This window comes from Paraburkholderia sp. BR10937 (assembly GCF_040965695.1).
In the GTDB taxonomy this organism is placed as follows: domain Bacteria; phylum Pseudomonadota; class Gammaproteobacteria; order Burkholderiales; family Burkholderiaceae; genus Paraburkholderia.
The window spans coordinates 1-1,150 of record NZ_JBFRCL010000145.1; the positions used below are offsets into that span (position 1 = coordinate 1).

The 1,150-nt window shown below is 56.7% G+C and carries 1 protein-coding gene and 1 pseudogene; one reads left to right on the forward strand and one right to left on the reverse strand.

Annotation, left to right across the window (positions count from 1 at the left end):
* Positions 1 to 236, forward strand: a 236-nt coding sequence (locus tag AB4Y44_RS42350) for a 4Fe-4S dicluster domain-containing protein (RefSeq protein WP_368702810.1), incomplete at its 5' end; no start/stop codon positions are given.
* Positions 237 to 911: 675 nt separating this feature from the next.
* On the opposite strand, the pseudogene AB4Y44_RS42355 reads toward AB4Y44_RS42350, so the two are convergent.
* Positions 912 to 1,031 (reverse strand): annotated as a pseudogene (locus tag AB4Y44_RS42355) (epimerase); the annotation flags it as partial.
* Positions 1,032 to 1,150 lie beyond the last annotated feature (119 nt).

A 1,150-nucleotide genomic window follows, 5' to 3' on the forward strand; every position in this document is an offset into this window, starting at 1 on the left:
TCAAGGACGCGAGCGTGCCCGTGAACGTGAACCTGCGCACCTACGCGGGCCCCGAAGCGCGCTTCTGCCCGGCCGCGGTGTACGAGTTCATGAAGAATGACGACGGCAGCGACCGCCTGCAGATCAATGCGCAGAACTGCGTGCACTGCAAGACCTGCGATATCAAGGATCCGACGCAGAACATCGTATGGGTCACGCCGGAAGGCGGCGGCGGCCCGAATTATCCAAACATGTAGGCAAAAGCGCGTTTTCCAACGAAAAGAGCGGCTCAAACGTATTGAGCATCAAAGGGGTCTCATACGGCGTCAGAAGGCGGCCAGCAGAGAAATGAAGCAGACTGCCGACTCGCATCGGCAATTTCGCTTTTCATGAAAGCGCAACTCTCAACCCCGCGACCCAAAATCAGAACGCGACAGCTCCATGCCAGACGCCGACGTTGACCGCCGGAATCACAAAATCGCATGCATAAAAAGCTGTCGGGTCATTGGGCGGAATCAACAATGCGAGCTTAGGTAGGACGCAAACGACGTAGGGTTGGTTGCTGGGGAGATGGCTCTGCCAGCGCGAAAGTAGCGTTGAGCGGCTTTCTACATCGTTGCAAGATCGTCCGCGCCGTGTCGCCGAGACGACCATTCAGATTCCAAGCCACGCCAGATTTATGCAGCCGACGATCCCAATGCGTCTTGCAATCCACGGCAGGCGAAGCAGTATGCAGCTGATGCGGGGCATGGAGATCAGCGCAATCGGCTGCCGAGGTCGATCGACATCGACACTGCATCCGAAAAGGACTTCCAAGTGAATAGCTTATAAACGGCATTCTGGAGAGCATCTCCGGCTTTGACTATCTTGCAGGAATCGTCTCAGTTGCAAATCTGAACTAAGTCGAATTGCTGCAACCAGTGCTCCATCAGCGGTTGACGACCAAACAGCCGCTCAATAGCCTCGATCGGCGCATAGTCAATGTATGCCGTGCCGAAACGCCGAGCCAATGCATCCACGACTTGCCCCACCTTCAAATGCAACACGGGGGGGTGCCCCTATGTGGTTCGTCAAGCGCTAGGGGCTGACTTGGGTTCGTAAAAGGTGCCGTCTCGCAGCATGGCAAACAGGACGTCGCAGCGTCGCCGTGCCAGTGCGATGAGCGCCTGGT